Annotated in this window: 17 protein-coding genes; 11 read left to right on the top strand and 6 right to left on the bottom strand. The window is 46.0% G+C overall.

Annotation, left to right across the window (positions count from 1 at the left end; translation table 11 throughout):
* The first annotated feature begins 4 nt into the window (after nt 1-4).
* On the top strand, nt 5-751 hold the full coding sequence (locus CWO84_RS06880; RefSeq protein WP_101052138.1) for an MgtC/SapB family protein: 747 nt from the start codon (nt 5-7) through the stop codon (nt 749-751).
* A gap of 68 nt (nt 752-819) precedes the next feature.
* Here CWO84_RS06880 and CWO84_RS06875 read toward each other — a convergent pair whose 3' ends face one another.
* The 3 genes from CWO84_RS06875 to CWO84_RS06865 form a co-directional block, all read right to left on the bottom strand.
* The gene (locus CWO84_RS06875) at nt 820-1,032 is read right to left on the bottom strand and encodes a hypothetical protein (RefSeq protein WP_033159564.1); all 213 of its coding nucleotides are present in this window, start codon (nt 1,030-1,032) and stop codon (nt 820-822) included.
* A 316-nt stretch (nt 1,033-1,348) separates the two neighbouring features.
* Complete coding sequence (locus tag CWO84_RS06870; RefSeq protein ID WP_205800354.1) at nt 1,349-2,566, bottom strand: M20 aminoacylase family protein; 1,218 nt, start codon at nt 2,564-2,566, stop codon at nt 1,349-1,351.
* A gap of 18 nt (nt 2,567-2,584) precedes the next feature.
* Nucleotides 2,585-4,000, bottom strand: a complete 1,416-nt coding sequence (locus CWO84_RS06865; RefSeq protein WP_101052137.1) for a sigma-54 dependent transcriptional regulator — start codon at nt 3,998-4,000, stop codon at nt 2,585-2,587.
* A 228-nt stretch (nt 4,001-4,228) separates the two neighbouring features.
* Here CWO84_RS06865 and CWO84_RS06860 point away from each other — a divergent pair, with 228 nt between their 5' ends.
* On the top strand, nt 4,229-5,473 hold the full coding sequence (locus CWO84_RS06860) for an HlyC/CorC family transporter (RefSeq protein WP_101052136.1): 1,245 nt from the start codon (nt 4,229-4,231) through the stop codon (nt 5,471-5,473).
* Nucleotides 5,474-5,681: 208 nt separating this feature from the next.
* Here CWO84_RS06860 and corA read toward each other — a convergent pair whose 3' ends face one another.
* The 3 genes from corA to xrtA all read right to left on the bottom strand — a co-directional run bounded on the left by corA (nt 5,682) and on the right by xrtA (nt 10,310).
* The gene (corA, locus tag CWO84_RS06855; RefSeq protein ID WP_101052135.1) at nt 5,682-6,959 is read right to left on the bottom strand and encodes a magnesium/cobalt transporter CorA; all 1,278 of its coding nucleotides are present in this window, start codon (nt 6,957-6,959) and stop codon (nt 5,682-5,684) included.
* 274 nt (nt 6,960-7,233) lie between these two features.
* Complete coding sequence (locus CWO84_RS06850; protein ID WP_205800353.1) at nt 7,234-8,634, bottom strand: mannose-1-phosphate guanylyltransferase/mannose-6-phosphate isomerase; 1,401 nt, start codon at nt 8,632-8,634, stop codon at nt 7,234-7,236.
* 152 nt (nt 8,635-8,786) lie between these two features.
* Complete coding sequence (gene xrtA, locus CWO84_RS06845; protein WP_101052133.1) at nt 8,787-10,310, bottom strand: exosortase A; 1,524 nt, start codon at nt 10,308-10,310, stop codon at nt 8,787-8,789.
* A gap of 260 nt (nt 10,311-10,570) precedes the next feature.
* On the opposite strand from xrtA, the gene CWO84_RS06840 reads away from it, so the two are divergent.
* The 9 genes from CWO84_RS06840 (at nt 10,571) to CWO84_RS06800 (ending at nt 19,935) form a co-directional block, all read left to right on the top strand.
* The gene (locus CWO84_RS06840; RefSeq protein ID WP_033158985.1) at nt 10,571-11,809 is read left to right on the top strand and encodes a hypothetical protein; all 1,239 of its coding nucleotides are present in this window, start codon (nt 10,571-10,573) and stop codon (nt 11,807-11,809) included.
* A 36-nt stretch (nt 11,810-11,845) separates the two neighbouring features.
* Complete coding sequence (locus tag CWO84_RS06835; protein ID WP_033158986.1) at nt 11,846-12,799, top strand: glycosyltransferase; 954 nt, start codon at nt 11,846-11,848, stop codon at nt 12,797-12,799.
* Between the two features lie 56 nt (nt 12,800-12,855).
* Nucleotides 12,856-14,079, top strand: coding sequence for a glycosyltransferase family 4 protein (locus tag CWO84_RS06830; protein WP_101052132.1), 1,224 nt, complete (start codon nt 12,856-12,858; stop codon nt 14,077-14,079).
* Between the two features lie 20 nt (nt 14,080-14,099).
* Entirely contained in the window at nt 14,100-14,672 is a 573-nt protein-coding gene (locus CWO84_RS06825) for a hypothetical protein (protein ID WP_033158988.1), read from the top strand.
* Between the two features lie 63 nt (nt 14,673-14,735).
* Nucleotides 14,736-15,554, top strand: coding sequence for an ABC transporter permease (locus CWO84_RS06820; protein ID WP_033158989.1), 819 nt, complete (start codon nt 14,736-14,738; stop codon nt 15,552-15,554).
* Between the two features lie 43 nt (nt 15,555-15,597).
* Nucleotides 15,598-16,833 (top strand): ABC transporter ATP-binding protein, encoded by a 1,236-nt coding sequence (locus CWO84_RS06815; RefSeq protein ID WP_101052131.1) that lies wholly within the window; start codon nt 15,598-15,600, stop codon nt 16,831-16,833.
* A 26-nt stretch (nt 16,834-16,859) separates the two neighbouring features.
* Nucleotides 16,860-17,714 (top strand): class I SAM-dependent methyltransferase, encoded by an 855-nt coding sequence (locus CWO84_RS06810; protein ID WP_051670439.1) that lies wholly within the window; start codon nt 16,860-16,862, stop codon nt 17,712-17,714.
* 3 nt (nt 17,715-17,717) lie between these two features.
* Nucleotides 17,718-18,911, top strand: a complete 1,194-nt coding sequence (locus CWO84_RS06805; RefSeq protein WP_033158991.1) for a glycoside hydrolase family 99-like domain-containing protein — start codon at nt 17,718-17,720, stop codon at nt 18,909-18,911.
* Nucleotides 18,912-18,915: 4 nt separating this feature from the next.
* Entirely contained in the window at nt 18,916-19,935 is a 1,020-nt protein-coding gene (locus CWO84_RS06800) for a glycosyltransferase family 2 protein (RefSeq protein WP_051670441.1), read from the top strand.
* The last annotated feature ends 8 nt before the right edge of the window (nt 19,936-19,943 follow it).

Below are 19,943 nucleotides of genomic sequence, written 5' to 3'. Positions count from 1 at the left end.
AAACATGAATCCAATCTCGCCGGACCGGCTGATTTCGTTTTGGTCGCTTGCCCAATTGGAAGCCAGCGTGGTGATTCTGATGAATATCGTCGGCGCTTTGTTTTTGGGCATGGTGGTGGGCTACGAACGCTCCTACCACGGCCGAGCAGCCGGCATGCGCACCTATGGACTGGTGTGCATGGCTTCCGCGGCGGTAACGGTTATCGTCGGTTACCCGCAGTTCTGGTTTGGCGGCTTATTGCCGCTCACCACTACCGCCGACCCCACTCGGGTTATTCAAGGCATCGTGACGGGTATCGGTTTCTTGGGTGCCGGCGTAATCATGAAGGAAGGTCTGAACATCAGCGGCTTGACGACCGCCGCATCGATTTGGGCCTCTTCGGCGATTGGTATTTTATGCGGCGCCGGGTTTTATTTTGCGGCCATTTTGTTGGCTTTAATTGCATCGGCGACGATGATCTGGGGCGGGCGAATCGAAGCAGCCTTGCCTTCCCGTCATGCAGTGTCGGTGATTTTGCGTTTTCAAACCAGCTATCGACCTAATCAGACCGAGATTAACGATTTGGCAAATGCCTTGGGTTATCGATTGGCCGAAGGCTCGATTGCCGTTATCAGCAACAATAAACACGAAGAATGGCATCTGGTTTTTATTGCAACCGGTAATCATAAAATATCGATTCCTGCGATTGCGGAAAGCCTGGAACGCTGCGATTTTCTCAGCGGTTATCAAGTCGCCTTTGCCCGAAACTGAGCCTCAGGAAACAGGGATTCGATAAGACGCCCTGCTTCCTCACCACTTTTCTCCGTTGAATTGCCGGGTTATTCCAATACGTTTTTCACACATTGTCTGGCGAACGTATTAATCGACAGCGTATCGCTTAAGTATTGGTTGAATAAACCGCTGATATCGACCGGGTTGAGATAGACATAAACGCCGCAGCCGGTTAGCGCGATAAATTGCTGACTCAGCGTTTCAACGAATAAAGTGCGTGTGTTGCTGAGTTGGGTGATTTCGTTGCTTGAGGTTTTCATGACATCCACCTAATTTGCTGGTTAAACCCAACAACCAAGCAGCATGATCCACGCCAAATCACTCATCGATTACGCTTCAATAGCCTGAACGCAAACCGGAATCCGTCCAAGTACCTCAAAATCCTGCTTTTTCTAAAACAAAAGAAAACCGACTGATTTTTTCTCTGGGTTGATGCTTTAAAGGGAACCGCTTTTCCCATGAGTTATGCATGGAAAACTGTGCACTGACCTGGCAATTTTGTCGCAAAAACTGCCAGAGTTGTCACAAAACCGGCATTTTCAATCCACTCTGTCACAGTCGTTTGGCAGGCATTATTTAAGCTGACAGACACGTTTCTACCAATCTCACCCAATAGGTCGCGCCCAGGGGCAAAATATCATCGTTAAAATCGTAACTGGTGTTATGCAGGGTACACGGACCGGCCCCATGCCCAACACTACGATGATCACCGGAGCCGTTGCCGATGAAACAGTAGCTGCCGGGTAACTTTTGCAGCATAAACGCAAAATCTTCGGCGCCCATCGTGGCTTTTTGCTCCAAAACATGCCGGTCGCCAACAATAGAGGCCATGACGCTACGGGACGTTTCGACTGCCTCACGGTGATTAACCGTCGGCGGATAGCTACGTTTAAATTCAAAATCACATGCCATTCCATGTGCCAGACAAATATGCCGGGCTACTTCCTGCATACGGGTTTCGATCAAATCCAGTAATTGGTTGGAGAATGTGCGTACCGTACCGGCTAGCTCGCAGGTATCGGCAATAATATTGGTCGCCTCACCGGCATGTAACATCGTGACTGAAATCAAACCGTTATCCAAGGGATGGGCGCTGCGGGTTAAGATGGTTTGAAACGCCATAATCATTTGCGCGGCCACCGGCACCGGATCCAATCCCAAGTGCGGCAATGCTGCATGGCAGCCTTTGCCCCGAATCACGATGCGAAAAGTATTCAAGGATGCCATCACCGGTCCGTGACTCACCGCAAATTGCCCAGCCGGCAACTCCGGCCAATTGTGCATGCCGTAAACCGCTTGCATCGGAAACAATTCAAACAGGCCATCCTTGATCATCTCATCGGCGCCGCCACCGCCCTCTTCCGCCGGTTGGAATATTAGATAGACAGTCCCGTCAAAATGACGGTGGGTTGCCAGATATTGCGCCGCAGCCAACAGCATCCCGATATGGCCATCATGCCCGCAGCCGTGCATTTTGCCTGGGTACCGCGAGGCATGTGCAAAGCTGTTTTGTTCATGCATCGGCAAGGCGTCCATATCGGCACGCAAGCCGATTGCCTTGTCGGAACTCCCTGCTTTGATGATCCCGACTACACCGGTTTTACCCAAGCCGCGATGAATAGGAATCCCCCATTCGGTCAGTTTAGCCGCGACCAAATCCGCGGTACGCATCTCTTCGAAGCACAACTCCGGATGGGCGTGTATATCGCGGCGCAATTGGCGAATACCGGCAATATTGGCGACAATTTCCGGTATCAGTAAGGCTGACGACAATTCAGCATCGAGTTTATTCATGGCAAGGCGGTGTGCGGTCTAAGCCGTATCGGTTTTGCGCAGCTTTTCCACGAGAGTGGTTCTGCGCATATTCAGCAATTTGGCGGCATGCGCTACAACGCCATTGCATTCTTCCAAAGCCTGACGAATCAGTTCGTTCTCGAGATCGGTCAAATATTCCTTAAGATCGATACCTTGTTCGGGTAAATGCACGGCCGCGACTGCACCGGGTGTCGGCATCGCCAGCGCTTCACGCTCAGCCGGCCGCACAATGTGAATATCTTGCTCCGGCAATACAATCTGCACGCCTTCCGGTACTTCATAGCCCTGAAATTTTTCCGGTAAATCACTGACATCGACACTAGCATCCGGACTAATGATGGCTAAACGCTCAATCAAATTTGACAACTCGCGGACATTACCGGGCCAACTGTGTTGCATCAAGGTGGCGATTGCGCGAGGCGATAAACTGACGGTACCCCGGTTGGCGGCTTCCATGCGGGCAATCAGGTCGTTGATTAAATAAGGAATATCTTCGGCTCTTTCCCGCAAGGCTGGCACTTCGATCGGGAACACATTCAGACGGTAAAACAAATCCTCTCGAAAGCGCTTCTCGGCGATTTCCTGTTCGAGGTGACGATGCGTCGCGGCAATAATCCGCACATCGCAATGGATGGTTTTATTGCTGCCGACGCGCTCGAAAGTGCGCTCCTGCAATACTCTTAACAATTTAACCTGCATCGGCATCGGCATGTCGCCGATTTCATCCAAAAACAGCGTACCGCCTTCCGCCATTTCGAAACGACCTTGCCGCGAAGTCAACGCGCCGGTAAATGCACCCTTCTCGTGGCCGAACAATTCGCTTTCCAGCAGTTCACCGGGAATAGCCCCGCAATTGACCGGCACGAATGGCCTGTCTCGCCGCGCAGAGGCACGATGCAGCGCTTGCGCCACTACTTCCTTACCTGTGCCGGATTCGCCGAGGATAAGCACCGTGGCGTCGGATTTGGCGACTTGATCGATCTGCGCACGGGTTTTTTGAATGGCTTTGCTTTTACCCGCCAGGCCCTTATCAGGCAGCGATTTTTTACTGGCTTGAGCAGGCTGCGGCAAACTGTCCAATAGTTGGATCAATAGCGGGTAGACAGTCGGCCACTCCAAGGTTTTATTGACCATTTGCTGAATGGCGCTAACTACCTGCGGCCCACCGGCGTCCACCAGCAAAACCACAGGAATGTCGCCGACGCTTTCGGTGACCGTTTTGATCAAGCTGGCTTGCTTGTCTCCGCCGCAGCCGACAAATACCGCACCGAAGCTGTCATGATCTCTAAACGCCGCTTCAAAATCGCTACTGGCAACCGCCTCCACGCGATATTCCAAAAACCGGAGTATGCCTTCCACTTGCTGACTGCGGTGGGTGTTGTCATCAATGAGCAAAATTTCTGGCAAAGCCATGCGTATATTCTCTACAAACTACGTTGTTTTAAGGCGGAAGGGGGTTGCTGATTTTAAGTTAAGCATCGAATCCGGTTATTGTCAAAATGGCCCCATTTCAAGCTATTGCATAGTTTAGTTCATGTTATTTACATCGATTGACTAATCAGCCATCCCATTTTGCAGCTTGACAAATTTTCCACAACATAGAAACTAGCTCGATGTTTAACAACCAAGAGCCCCGTTGCCTTGAACGACATATCTTTGAGTATACTGTTCGGTATACTGGCAGCCTTACTGATTATTTCAGCTTTTTTTTCCGGCTCTGAAACCGCCTTGATGACGCTGAACCGTTATCGGTTGCAGCATTTGGTGAAAAAAAATCATAAGGGCGCGATTAAAGCCCATCAACTCTTAAAAAGGCCGGACCGTTTGCTGGGCCTGATCCTGCTGGGCAACAATTTTGTCAATATCCTGGCGTCGTCGTTAACAACCTTGATTGCCATCCGCGTGAGCGGAGATAACGCTATAGCCCCCGCTATCGGCCTGCTAACTTTCGGCATGCTGGTATTTTCCGAAGTAACCCCAAAAACCCTGGGCGCCCTCAAACCTGAGTTGCTGGCCTTACTATCCTCCTGGATTTACATTCCCTTATTAAAGATATTTTATCCCTTGGTATGGGTGATTAACGCTATATCCAGCCTGTTGTTATGGCCGTTCGGTATTAAAAGCTCGAGTAATACGGCTATCGAATCGCTAAATAAAGACGAGTTAAAAAGTATCGTTTCGGATGCAAATCATTTGCCGACGCGCTATCAAAACATGCTGTTGAGTATTTTAGATCTGGAATCCGCCAGCGTTACCGACATCATGACCCATCGCAATGAAATTATCGGTATCGATCTGGAAGAATCGGTCGAAGACATTATCGAACAACTACAAAATAGCCCGCATACTCGCTTGCCGGTATACAAAAAAAATATAGACCGGGTGATAGGTTTTCTACATTTACGTACGATTTTGGCACAAATTAGCGACCCTGATTTCGATAAACACAATATCACTAATAGTCTGTCCAAGCCTTTTTTCATTCCGGCCAGCACCTCGATTCACAAGCAAATGCAAATCTTTAAGGCCGAAAAACTCCGTATCGGCTTGGTAGTAGACGAATATGGCGATGTACAGGGCTTAGTGACGCTGGATGATTTATTACAGGAAATCGTCGGTGAACTGGTCTCGGAAGAACCCGATATAAAAATGCAAAAAGACGGTAGCTATCTTGTGGATGCCGGCGTAACCATCCGCGAACTCAATCGCATCACGCATTGGGATTTGCCCACCGAAGGTCCGAAAACCTTGAATGGCTTGGTAATCGAATACATGGAAACCATTCCGGAACCGGGTACCAGCGTGAAACTGCATGGGCATATTATTGAAATAATTAAGCGCGATGAAAACGCGATCAAGCTGATTAAATTCAATCCCAAACGCTGACCAAAATTTATTTTAGGCAAAAAAAAGGCGGTTATTTTTAATAACCGCCTTAGAAGCAATAGGAAGAAATATAACGCAACTTTAAACTATCAAACCGAACTAAAAAGTTAGGTTAATCATAGTGGCGAAAATTTCAAATTCAAATGTGACATATTGTCGCAGGTTGAGTTTGAGCGTTAAACAGTTCAGCGGTATGTAAATTGCTCGCTTACCTCAACCAACCCTTCCTTTTAAAGAAAATAAACGGCAATAATACCGAGATAGTCATCAATCCGAGTGCAAAAGGATAGCCCAGCATCCACTGCAATTCCGGCATATTCTCAAAGTTCATACCGTAAATACTGGCAATCAGGGTGGGCGGCAACATTGCCACCGAAGCAACCGAGAAAATCTTGATCACCTTATTCTGATTGATATTGATAAAACCGACGGTGGCATCCATCAGGAAGTTAATCTTGTCGAACAAAAACGCGGTATGGCTATTAAGCGATTCTATATCGCGCAGAATTTGCTGCGCATCTTCCAACTGCGTGGTATTAAGCAGTTTGCGGCGAATCAAAAACGACACTGCGCGCTGAGTGTCGAGCATATTCCGCCGGATTCGGCCGTTTAAATCCTCCTCTGCGGCAATATCGGTCAAAATATCCGCAGCCTCTTCGTCGCTAATATCCTGACTTAATACTTTTTTGCTGACAATTTCCAACTGCTCGTAAATATTCTCCAGCGCATCCGCGGAATACTCGGCTTCAGCGCCGTATAAATCCAGCAACATATCCTTACAATCGGAGACAAAGCCTGGCTGCGTGCGCGCCCGTAAACGCTGTAAACGAAACACCGGCAATTCTTCGCTACGTACCGAAAACAACATGTCACCGCGCAGTATGAACGCGACCGGTACACTGCGCGATTTGCCTTCGCGATCCAGTAAAAAATCCGAATGTATATGAATTTCGTGCTGATCCTCGACGTAGAACCGGGCGCTGGCTTCCAAATCGGTCAAATCCAGGGGGTCCGGCAACTCCAGGCCATAATGTTGCCCGATAAGCAGCCGCTGCGCCTTGCTTGGCGCCAACAAATCGATCCAGATCGGCTTGATGGCGTACAAATCGTGGCGGCAGGTGATAGCGACCTTAGCGAGGCGACCTTCGACCAACTCGAATGCGCTCATTTGTCCCACGCCACAATGCGGTTCTCGGTCGCCGACCAATTCCTCGCGCAAGGTATCGGACAATTCCCAAAGCACATCGTCCTGCCTGGATTCCTCGACCTGCTGCCAGACCAAGTTCGCATCCTCCAGGTCCAGAGCATGCAGAATTTGCCCTATTTCGATAGCAGACAGCCGCGCCAACAGACTACGCAGTTCCACCATGTGCTGCTTTTGTACCAAAGCAGTGATCAGTTTACGGCGCGGCATGGGCTGATTGTTCAGCATGCCTTCGACAAGCTTATGTTTTTTCAACAAATCGTTGATTGTTTGTAGCGACAAGAGCAACTCCGGAATAAAGCAAGCACCAAATTTTTTATTCGGCGGGTATAAAACGGCTAACTTTAAACCAAAACGCTGACAAAAAATCCTTCGCCGCTCTTCGTTGAACGGCGAACTTCAGTAAATTTAGACAAAAGCACTTAATTTTGATGACACATCAAACGATGGATTGATGCAAACCATCTGCTTAAAGTAGTCGCTGACAGATAATTTACACAATATGCAAGTCCAGGCGCCACGTAAACAGACGCGGCGATAAGCAAGCAATTCCGAGTTAAATACGGCCGTATTGGTCTTCGTAACGGACGATATCGTCTTCACCTAGATAGCTGCCGGACTGGACTTCCACCATTTCCAATGGAATCACCCCCGGATTCTCCAGGCTGTGAATAACCCCCAAAGGGATATAAATCGATTCGTTCTCAGTGACTAAAATTTTCTCACCGTTTTTATCTACCCAGGCAGTACCTTTGACAACTACCCAATGCTCTGCGCGGTGATGATGCTTTTGTACTGATAATTTGGCGCCTGGCTTCACGACAATACGCTTGGTTTGATGACGCTCACCGGCATCGACTAAATCGTAATGTCCCCAAGGTCTGTAAACTTTACGATGCACGCTGGCTTCACTGCGTTTCAATTTTTTCAGTTGATCGACTACTTCCTTGACGTCTTGCACCCTATCTTTCGCGGCGATCATGACCGCATCGTCGGTTTCGACCACTACCAAATTATCCACGCCAATCACCGCTACCAGTTTATTAGCCGAGTGAATATAGGAGTTGCAAGTATCCACCGTCAACACATCGCCTTTGATGGCGTTGCCGGCTGCATCTTTATCCGTTACGTCCCAAAGCGCGGACCAAGAACCGACGTCATTCCATTCTGCATCCAACGGGATCACTACCGCCTTATCGGTTTTCTCCATCACCGCGTAATCGATGGAATCTGATGGACACGTCGAAAAAATCTGCTTATCCAAACGCACAAAATCCATATCCGGTTTTGCCGCCCGCAAAGCTTCTCTACACACTTCCAGCATTTCCGGATTGAATTTTTCCAGCTCACGCAAAAAGCAACCCGCTTTAAAAGCGAACATGCCGCTGTTCCAAAAATACTCGCCACTTTCCAGATAGCGCTGCGCGGTTTGCAAATCGGGCTTTTCAACAAATGCGGAAACTTTATAGGCTTCACCATGGCGGGTATCGCCGCGCTTGATGTAGCCATAGCCGGTTTCCGGCTCGGTTGCGACGATGCCAAACGTCACCAAAAGATCCTGTTTCGCCAACAGTTCGGCTTGAACCACCGCCCGATGGAAAGCGGCACGATTACCGACCACATGGTCAGCCGGCAAAATCAACAATACATCGTCTTCGGAACGTGCACTTAATGCCGCCATCGCTACGGCCGGTGCGGTATTTTTGCCGACAGGCTCCAAAATAATGGCAGCCGGTTTGATGCCGATTTCCCGCATTTGCTCTGCAAGCATAAATCGATGGTCTTCGTTACAAACCGCAATGGGTGCTTGTAAGCCGGCAACGCCATCAAGCCTTAAAATGGTTTCCTGAAGCATGGTGTTGCCGGACACCAAGGGCAAAAATTGCTTGGGATACTGACCACGAGACAAAGGCCATAGCCGAGTTCCTGAACCACCTGATAATACTACCGGGATCATAATGTCGTTTTCCTTACGGGCTGAATGAAAATGGGTTGAGCTAGTCTAACATTTAGGTAACTGCTGGGGTCAAGCCTTGGATCAGGTAATTTGACTCACAAATTTGCCCCTGCGTTTTCATTGAATTGTCACAATAAGCTCAGCGCAGCCTTTTAATCACAACAAGCTACCGCGAGCTGTTTCAATTTTTGCCGGGCCAAATCGTAATCTCCATCCGGGGTTTCGGTATACATCACGACAAGCAACTCAGCGGATGCATCACCTGACAAACGTTTCAGCAATTGCCACCATTTCGCCAGATAGGCATTGGCGGTATTTTTGTTGCCAATTCGATACCAACGCTCAACCAACAAACTCCGATGCGTACTGTTTAGTACCGCTTCTTCAATATCGCCGCTTTTATCGGCCGCCCACTGCATGGCAATGACGTCGTCATGCAGCATCCGCCATATCGGGTGTTTTTGCGGCACCAGATAATTTTGCGAATTGACCAGTTCACCACCTTGGGTTTCATCGCCAAAATTGGCAAAATACATACCGACTATCGTTTGACCATCGCTTAAATAAACTTTGGCATCCGCCACCACGCCCTTAAAATTGGGCTCCCAACCCCAATCGGGCACTGCAACCGGCTGCCAATCAGGCAAAGACGGACTGCTAAAGCGCTCGGGTACCTCGACGTGGGCGGCCTGTAGTGCGGATAGGCCTTGTGACGCAAACGGCCAAATGAAAACGCATAAAGCGGTTACTGTTAAGGCTGGCCAATAATGTTTGTAAATCGTTGCAGCATCAGCAAGGTTAGAGTCACCCGCCAAATCCAGGGTCGATGCGGCCGCTACCCCAGCATCCGAATCGTGCCAAAAAGAGCCAAAATAAAACAACGCAAACATGACGATCCCAAAAAACACCCAGCCGTAAACGATGTGATCGACACCCGCAGCCAGCTTCATGTTACTGAAGTGGCCTATCATCACAATCAAATAGGCGCGCAGACCGTTAGCTAAAATCGGCACCAAAAACGAGAGCGTAATGAAGATAGTCCGTTTCTTGTAGCTGCTGTAATTGAGATACGCATAGACCGAACCCAGTGTTAGCGAAGAAATCAAATAACGCAAACCACTGCACCCCTCTACCACCGACCAGTTACCCGAGGTTAGCGTAAAAAACAAGCCTTCCCGGTAAACACTCATTCCGGTCAGCCGTATCAGCGTAACGACAAAGGTGGCGGTGTATTCCATTAAAGGCGGAATAAATGCTTCCCCGAATGGCACCATCAAAAATAAAAACACTATCGGAAATAACATTTGCGCGACGGTATGGCTGCCAAGCACGGTCCAAAAACCACCGACCAAAACACCAACCACTGCCCATTGCTGAATCACCGCCACATGCACCAAATCCGCAATTAACCAGCCAAATCCGCTAACGATAATAAACAGCAAACCTAACGGGCTAAAAGCCGGCCGTAAATCTCTATAGAACTCCCGGCGCGACCAAATCAACCAAAGACTAACCGGGGCCACTAAAAAACCGTGCGTGAATGTGTCCGATCGAGACCAAATTGCGACAATTTCTAACCAGGTCTCAAAAAAAGCCGCTACTGAAACCAGGGTAACCAACACGACGCCTAGCAGCGGTTTACGCCAATGATCAGGCAGTCCTAAAGCTTTTAACATTCTAATTCCTCTGCTATTTAGAGTTTTGTTATGGTTACTCAACTACGAACGCCCGCGTCGTCTATATGCTACAGAGCCTAGACTCATCCCAATGTTTAGCGAATGGCTATTTACCGCTGTTATCATAAGCCTGCTGCTATGTCGACCACATCTAAAGTTTGCGCAGTGGTTTTCAGCTAGTTCGCTAATCTCTGCTACGATAAAAGTTCAGTGCGTTGGTCGACCCAATATTTAGGCTTTTTAATTATTAAACAAAATCCATGGTAGTTCTGTTTTTTTTAGGTTTCTGGCTGGCCTGCCTTACCGGCTTATGGCTGTGGAAAAAACCCTTATTTATCGCTACCTGGCGTGAGCCCTATTTTGCCGATACGCCGGTTTTAATCGAAAGCGACGACTGGGGTCCGGGTGGCGACTTCCACGCAGCCCGTTTAACAGACCTGCTCTCCATGCTGGCTCAACACAAAGACGCTGTAAACCGCTCTGCGATACTTACCGCCGATATGGTCTTGGCCGTTCCGGATTTAGCAAAGATCGAATCCACGGGCCAATACCACAGGCGCATGCTGGACAAAGACTTCCCGGCCATTTTTGCAGCACTGCAACAAGGCATACAACAAGACACTTTAGTGCCGCAACTGCATGGGATGGAACACCTGAACGGCAAGGCCTTCGCGGAATTATGCCGGCAACAAGACCCGCGCCTGGCAACCGCTCGCGCAACCAAGGATTGGTGGGACTGGGAAAAACTGGATTCGCCGCTACAAGGCCACTATGTAGACGGACGCAATTTACCTACCCAGGCAATTGACGCTGCGGAAGCCAATTCACTAGTCGCAAATGCCATGCAATGTTTTACCGGCATGTTCGGCTATCCCAGCCTCAGCACAGTCGCCCCGTGCTATTTATGGAACGATGAGATCGAACAAAGTTGGCAACAGCAAAATATCATCGCCATTCAAACTGCCGGCTACCGCTGTACCGGGCGCGATGAAACCGGACATTATTTTCAGGATCCTCCGCTGATACGGGTCGGCAATACCAATCGTTTCGCACAACTTTACCTCGTTCGCAACGTGATGTACGAACCTGTTGACGGCAAAAACACACCTGCCAGCGCGTTTGCCGAAGCTAAAATGGCTTATCGTCAAGCCCTGCCGGTGAGTATTTCCACACATCGCTACAATTACACGCGCTCAGAGGACGAATGCCAACAAGCTATTCGTGGGTTAGACCATCTTTTAGGGCAAATCAGGGCAAATTTGCCCAACGTTCGCTTCTTGGCGTCCCCGGAACTTGGCGAATTCTTGCAAAACAAAACCGACAATATCGTGAATCGTTTCAATCAGCGTCAATGGCCAGCAATTAGCTTAGCTGCGACGCACCGCAAAACCGGTGCATTTCTATACCGTCTATACTACAGACACAGAAAATTAGCGCTGATCGGTTATTGCACCGGATTAATTGTACCGGCGTGGTTGATCTGCAAAACCAGTTTATAACCATTCTAACGTATCGAAAATTTTGATTAGCCCAAAATGAAAATCAGCGCCGTCATTCCAGCGTATAACAGCGCGACATTCATTCGTGCCGCCATCGAAAGCATCCAGGCGCAAACCAGCAAAGTTGACGAAATCATCGTGGTGGATGATGGCTCCACGGACAACACCGAACAAGTCCTTAAGACGTTTGCCCATACCGTCATTTATCACAAACAAGCCAATCAAGGCCCGTCCGCCGCGCGCAATAAAGGCATAGAATTGGCTAGCGGTGACTGGATTGCATTTCTGGATGCCGATGATCAATGGACTGTGGACAAAACCACCAAGCAAATCCAAGCATTGCAAACCAATCCGGAACTCCACCTGATTGCCGGCGACATGACGGAAATCGACAACGACGACCAACTGCTAACCCAATCGGTGTTAGCCAAACATAAAATGTTGGACTATTTCCAACAGCTGGCCGGAAAACCAATTCCCAACGCCCTTGCTGCGTTAGTGAAAAAAAATTTTATACCGACGGGTACCGTTTTGGTGAAGCGCCAAACCTTGCTTGAAGCAGGCATGTTCAATACCGAGATTCGCTATGGAGAGGACTTGGAATTGTGGGCAAAAATCGCCACGTTTCACGCAGTAACGTGCCTTCCCGACATTTTGATGCTGCGCCGCCAGCACGGCAACAATGCCACGCAAGCCAGCGAAGGTATGTTAATAGACTTGACCAAGGTGGCTGAGTCTATTCGGAACTTTGCCGCGCCCCAATTAACTGCTCAAGGCATTTCGCCGAATAGTCTGGTGGCTGAGGCACAATGGACGCTTGGCTACTGGTATTTCAGCGGCGGCAATTATGCCAAAGCCAGAGAGGCCTTTAAAAAAAGCCTCTCCCAGGATTTCACACTTACCAATCTACTCTATCTGATTTTCAGTATCTTGCCAGCCAGCTTAATTAATGCGCTACGTATCATTAAACAAAAATTCGCAAAATCCTGAGTATATGAGAATATTCCTTAACGCTTTCTACGCTGATATTGCCAAACTCTGATTTCATGTCGACCAACAACCTCCCAAAAAGAATTATCTATGTCGAAAACGGAATTGGTTATGGTGGCGCCATTATCTGTCTGAGGCATTTAGTCAGAAATCTTGATCGTGATCACTTTCTACCTCTAGTTGTTACAGGACGGAACGGTCCGCAATATCGGGAGATTGCCGATGAAGCCTTATGGAAACACATCCCGGACCGTCATATAGACATCGTGGCTTGGCGTGCAAAAGCGGAATCGATTCAATGGTTAACGAAGGTGTCTCCCCTGCGGTTTTTCGTCAATCAACTGATAGCCAGAAGCGACGACTTATTTAATTTTTTACCGTTTTTTCTCGACTTGCTTTGGACTGCATGGCGTTTCAAAGCCGACTTGATCCACGCCAATAACGAGCCGCTTTGTAACAGAGCCGCACTCTTGGTAGCCAAGATTTTGCGCATCCCCAGTATTTGCCATGTCCGTGGCAACCCTGACGGACCGCATTCAGCCCGCTGGGCTTATTCCCTACCCGATCATTTTGTGTCCGTCTCCCATTGGGTTGCCAACAGCATGCGTGAAAAATTAGCCGTGCAGGACGAGAAAATTAGCGTGGTCTATGATGGCATCGCTTTGGATAAGCTGAACAACCAAGCAGGTGGCTCCTTATTTAGGCAACGATTCGATTTACCTGAAAATATCTTTATCGTAGGTTTAGTAGGCTTACTTATTCCTTGGAAAGGGCAACAACTATTTATCGACGCGGCTAAAATACTGCAAGACCAAATACCCCATTTAAAAATGCTGATTGTCGGTGGAACGCCAGACGATTGCATCCCTTACGAACGAGAGCTTAGAGAACGTGTAAGACAGGAATCGTTGTCGGATACCGTCCACTTTATCGGCCACGTCAGCGACATGATAGAAGCCTACAAAGCTCTGGATATTGTGGTCTCAGCATCCACTAGCCCCGAACCATTAGGTACGGTCGTCATCGAAGCGATGGCGTTAGGCCGGCCATTGATCGTACCAAACCATGGCGGCGGCGCGGAGATGGTTGAAGATAATCAAACCGGACTATTATTTAACAGCGGTGACGCGGAAAGTTTGGCAGCGTCTATCCTTAAGTTTTACCGCTCCAGCGAGTTGATGAATCGGTTAGCCAGTAACGCCCGGGCCAAAGCATTAGCCACCTTCGACGTCCGGCAGCACACAGAAGCGATACAGTCCATATATCAAAAGTTTTTATAAAACAGTATTCAAGCAAATTCATGCGCCAGAAAAAAGTCAGATTACTTCCATTGCTATTTATTGCCTGTATCCGGAATGCGGCAGCCGACTATCCGAAAACCGACGCCGATTACGCCTTCCTGCCACCCTACTGCAAGGCGCGCGCATCCGATCAAAAATCGCCTGACTACCAAAGCTGGAACCGAAAGCTCGGCGACGACTTCATTCATATCCACCACTATTGCGCAGGCTTACACACCATGAATTTAGCCTTCAGAACCCATGACGAGGCAGAAAAACAGTCTAAATACCGCGCGGCAGTGGGAGATCTTCTATATGTACCGGATCACGCCTCGCCTACTTTTAAGTTAATGCCAAAAATATTTTACGATGTCGGTCAAGCCTACCAATTCATGGGTGAAATTGATGAAGCAATTGCCGCCAACTTAAAGAGTATTTCGCTTGATAAAAATAACTCTTTTCCTTATGCCGCCTTGAGCAGTTTGTATCAAAGAAAAAACATGAAAGCAGAAGCTAAAACCATTTTAGAAAAAGGCTTGGAACACAACCCCAACTCGAAAATATTGCTTAAACGCATGAAGAATTTCAAATAATCCCCATCTCTAATTAAAAGCTTAACCGCTACCGATTGGATTATTCAGTTAAAATAAATACCCATGTTACGAATCGCCAAAAACTTATATACCTACAGAGAGCTAATAGCCGCACTCACCTGGAAAAACATCGTTATCCGCTATAAGCAAGCATACCTCGGAATTTTATGGGCTGTATTAAAGCCTATTATGTTAATGCTGGTATTTACCTTGGTTAAGGGTTTTGTGGGCATAGAAACCGGGGGCTTACCTTATCCGCTTATTACGTTTGCAGCACTAATACCTTGGGTATTTTTTCAGGAATCAGTTTCTGAAGGCGTCAATAGCGTAACTTCGAATGCCAATTTGATCAAAAAAATATATTTCCCGCGTGAAGTGTTTCCATTAACCGCGATGGTTACCAAACTAGTGGAATTAGTTATCAGTTTTGCGATATTGGCTGCCATGATGATTTATTATCATGTCATGCCCACTCTCCATGCGGTCTGGATACCGGCTTTCGTGCTATACACGATGATAGTCGCCTTAACAATCAGCTTCTTTGGCGCAGCGATGAATGTATACTACCGCGATATAGCTCAAGCAATACCAATAGCATTATCTTTATTGATGTACGGTTCCCCAGTCATCTATCCGTTGAGCTTGGTACAAAAGAAATTAGTTATCGAACAGGCAGCGGGCGAATGGTCCAATGATTTGTATTTTTTATACACACTTAATCCATTAGTGGGCATTATAGATGGATTTCAAAGTGTTTTAATTAGAGCAACAGAGCCCGATTTAAATGTAATTTATCCGGGGTTAATTTTGATTTTGGTAATACTACCGTTCAGCTATTGGTTTTTTAAGCGCGCGGAAAGTTGGTTCGCCGACGTCATATAAGATTCGGCAAAAAACTTCAAAATTACATCATTAATTAGCATATATGGCCATCATAGAAGTCAACCACCTCACCAAGGAATACCAGCTCGGTCACCTTACCAGTTTGAAGGAAACCGCTTTAAACACCATGAGACGCCTCGCCTTCCAACCGGTTCAAGAGCGCGAGCGTTTCAAAGCGCTTGACGATGTCAATTTTCACATCAATGAAGGTGAAGTGGTCGGCATCATCGGGCATAACGGCGCAGGTAAAAGTACTCTGCTCAAGCACTTGGCCAATATCAGCAAACCCACCAAGGGCGAAGTCATTGTTAAAGGCAGCGTAGCACCGTTGATTGAAGTGGGTGCCGGTGTCAATCCGGAACTAACCGGCCGAGAAAATATTTATCTTAACGGCGCCATCTTGGGTATTCCCAAAAAAATCATTCAACAGAAATTGGATGAAATCATTGATTTCTCCGAGCTGGAACAATTTATTGACACACCGGTTAAACGATATAGTTCCGGCATGACGGTAAAGCTGGGCTTTTCCATTGCCACTAGCATGGAAGCAGATATATTAATTATTGATGAAGTATTAGCAGTTGGGGATTTAGCTTTTCAAAGGAAATGTTTTGATCGAATGGAAGATCTTATTAGACGCCAAGGTAAAACTGTTCTTCTAGTCAGCCACAACATACGCCAAATTGAACGGTTATGTAATAGAGTTATATTATTAAGTAAAGGCTCAGTTATAGGTGATGGTGACGCAAACAGCTTATGCGCAAAATTTTATCAGGCAAATGACAAAAAAATAAGCATTGACAGCTCTACCACACTTAGCTTGGCAAATAACAACGAATGGGCAACAGGAGAGATACACCTAGTAGATATTAAACTCCTCAACTCTTCAGGCAACTCAATTACAGAATTAAAACACACTCAAGCCGTTACCATTAAATTAGTTTATGAAGTTAAAAATCAGGTTCGATATCCTATGTTTGGAGTGGGCATTCACACCACTGACTTTATTTATCTAGCCACTCAGCAAAGCATAAACCAACTAAAAATAGAAAAACTTGATATTGGCATATATGAATTTAACTTTGAGATTGAATCATTTCCATTTATGCCTGGAGTCTACTCGATCAGAGCGGGAGTCGCTGAAGGATCAGCCAGTAGAACTATTTTTTATGCAGAAAACCTGCTACATTTTCAAGTAACATCTGAAAACCTAGCAGACAAAACTTGGAATGAGGGGTTAGTATCTCTTCCCGGCACATGGACATTCACAGCAGCCTAGTCAACATATTACATTGAGAGAAAAAAGTGACCTCTAAAAAGTATATATATGAAATTCCAGATAACGAAAACCACCCAGCTAAAAAAGTTATTAAATGGATAAAAAATAATTCAAAGGTACTTGAAATTGGTTGTGCTAGCGGAATTCAATCTAGAATATTGAAAGAAAATTTGGGCTGCAGAGTTACAGGACTCGAAATAGATCCGTCAGCTGCAGTAGATGCTAAACCATATTGCGAAGACGTTATAATTGGAAGCATTGAGGAAATTGATTTATCATTAGCACTAAAAAATGAAAACTTCGATGCCATTCTCTTCGTTGATGTATTAGAGCACCTGATAGATCCTCTAGCAACTCTAAAAAAAATACTTCCTTTTCTTAATGAGAATGGTGTTGTAATTGCATCCATACCTAACATTAGTCACTCAGCAATATGCTGGGAACTTGCTCACGGGAGATTTGATTACCAAAAATATGGACTACTAGACAATACTCATATACGATTTTTTACTAAAAAAAATATAATAAAATTATTTGAAGATGCCGGATACCATATTATTTTATGGGATCGCGTCATTAGGACCCCAGAAGAAACTGAATTTAATGTGCATTGCTCTTCTGCAAAAGATGAATCTTTTTTTGACTGGATTAACGATCTTAACCCAGAGTCCAATACATATCAATTTATAGTAAAAGCAATACCCACATCAAATACGGAAGAGTCTCTGTATACGAAACTAGACAATGTAGACCAATTAGTCTCGAAACTATCAGAACTAAACAAGCAAAATATGTTGCTAAAATCTAAAATTGACTGGCTTGAAAAAAATAGATTTGGCCCTTTTACAAGTTTATTTCAAAAATTAATACATCGCGCCTAATTCATGAATGATAACCCAGTAAAAGCAATTGCATTCTTCCTCCCCCAATTCCACCCAATTCCAGAAAACGATGAATGGTGGGGCAAAGGGTTCACTGAATGGACGAATGTCACAAAAGCAAGACCATTATTTCCGGGTCATTATCAGCCTCATCTACCTGCAGATCTTGGTTTTTATGATTTGCGTTTACCGGAAGTACGGCAACAACAAGCTGAGCTTGCCGGAAAGTATGGAATTTCGGGTTTTTGTTATTATCATTATTGGTTCAACAAGAGACGGATACTCGAACATCCTGTCAATGAAATATTAAATACTGGGAAGCCTGATTTTCCATTTTGTCTTTGTTGGGCTAACGAGAACTGGACCAGAACCTGGAGTGGCGGATCAAAAGACGTGCTTTTAAAACAAAAGTATAGCCATGAAGATGATATAGATCATATTCATTCACTTTTTAGTGCTTTTCGTGACCCACGTTATATAAGAATTGACGGAAAACCTTTGTTTCTAGTTTATCGGACTGAATTGTTACCAGACCCCAAAAAAACTGCTGAAATTTGGCGAGCAGAAGCCATTAAAAATGGCATCGGCGATCTTTATCTAGTCAGAGTAGAAAGCTTTGTAAACAACATTAACCCTGAAACTATTGGTTTCGACGCAGCAATAGAATTTGCTCCAGACTGGGCCAACCTTGGACCAAGGCTGTTTAGGACTGAATTACTTAAAAAAATATCCAATATCGGATTATTCCCTAAGGTTTTTAGTGATAACCAAGTGGTAGATTATGATACTTTAGCTACCAGCATGATGCGAAAGAAAAATCCTGATTATGTAAGGTTTCCGGGAGTCACTCCCTGCTGGGATAATAGTGCTAGGAAGAAAAAAAATGCTGCAATTTTTATTAACTCAACGCCTGATAAATACGAGCAATGGCTTGCAAGTTCAATTCAAAAAGCTTCTTTATTTGACTCTAAAATACCGAAATTAGTCTTTATTAATGCGTGGAATGAATGGGCTGAAGGGAACCATCTCGAACCAGACCAAAAATGGGGTCATGCATATCTCGAAGCAACATTTAATGCCTTGAATGATCCGAATAAAGAGCGAAAAACTTTGCGTACCCATCCAAATCCATTGAATATATCTCATTATCTTAGGTATCTATATAATAGAAACATAGGCTGGCGTCTACAGAAATAAGTCGATGAAAAATGACCTATCAATATCGTTTGATAAATTAACGGTTATCCTATTAAATTGGAACGGCAAAAAAGACACTTTGGAGTGTTTATCCTCGCTACAGCTCCTTAAGCATCCTAATTTTAATATTATCGTCGCCGACAATGGTTCCAGTGATGATTCCGTGAAGACTATACGCGCCGAATATCCGGATGTCTTTGTATTAGAAAATGGAGCCAACTTAGGTTTTGCCGAAGGGAATAATAGGGCCATTCGTTACGCTCTGGATCAAGACGCCGACGCTGTTGTATTGTTAAACAACGACATTATCGTCGATCCCAACCTCTTACAAGCATTTCACGACGCATATAACTCCTTGGCTAATCCAGGCATTCTGGGTGCGGCGAGCTACTATTACGATAATCCTAACGTAATCTGGGCTGCGGGCGGTTTTTGGGACTCAACTATTCTTGATCTCAATCATATTGGGCTCGGTAAATCCGCTCAGGAATTACCAAGCAATAACCCCTACGAAGTAGAGTATGCCGTGGGTTGCGCCCTGTTTGTACACAAAGATGTCATTTCAAAAATAGGCTTGATGGAGCCATTATTCTTTTTAAATTTCGAAGAGAACGACTGGTGCCAACGCGCCAGGAAAGCTGGGTTAATTAATTACTCCGTACCAGACGCGAAAATTTGGCATAAGGTTTCCGCATCGTTTGGCGGTGAATCTCCGTTATGGAAATATTATATGACCCGTAACCTGCTTTTATGGTCAAAACGGCATTTACCCACTAGCGAGCATCACGCAGTTATTCTAAAAACCATTAAGGCCTGCTTCCCTTCTCTCGCATTTCTATCATGGAAAGCACCATTAACGCTAAAACAGCGTTATTGGGCATTTGGTATGTGGATAAAACAAGTATTCGGCCGATTTAATGATCCATTTTATATTGCTCAGTTTTATGGAATAAATCACTACTTTATTAACAAATTTGGTGAATGTCCGCCCGAGTTAAGAATTAAACTGCGCCCAGCAGCTTGATTTAATCT

Origin of the sequence: Methylomonas sp. Kb3 (assembly GCF_002834115.1) — a bacterium.
In the GTDB taxonomy this organism is placed as follows: domain Bacteria; phylum Pseudomonadota; class Gammaproteobacteria; order Methylococcales; family Methylomonadaceae; genus Methylomonas; species Methylomonas defluvii.
Note: the sequence above shows the minus strand (reverse complement) of the source record. Positions and strands in the feature narration are given on the sequence as shown.